This window comes from Pseudomonas sp. UM16 (genome assembly GCF_050312595.1).
In the GTDB taxonomy this organism is placed as follows: Bacteria; Pseudomonadota; Gammaproteobacteria; order Pseudomonadales; family Pseudomonadaceae; genus Aquipseudomonas.
The window spans coordinates 1-218 of the sequence record NZ_JBNPJT010000108.1 but is presented as its reverse complement, the minus strand read 5'-3'; the positions used below and the strand labels follow the sequence as shown (position 1 = coordinate 218).

The window sequence follows — 218 nt, the reverse complement described above, 5'->3', positions numbered from 1 at the left end:
CTCAGCTGGATAGAGTACTCGGCTACGAACCGAGCGGTCGGAGGTTCGAATCCTCCTGAGTGCACCATACGACGAAGTAGTTTTCATATTGAAAGTTGCTTCAGCTTCAACCAGAGGTGATCTGGTCCATCAAGCGCCAACCCTGCACTCATAGCTCAGCTGGATAGAGTACTCGGCTACGAACCGAGCGGTCGGAGGTTCGAATCCTCCTGAGTGCA

1 tRNA gene is annotated in these 218 nt (G+C 53.2%); it reads left to right on the top strand.

Annotation, left to right across the window (positions count from 1 at the left end):
- Window positions 1-144 precede the first annotated feature (144 nt).
- Window positions 145-218 (top strand) — tRNA-Arg (locus ACQRAX_RS25780).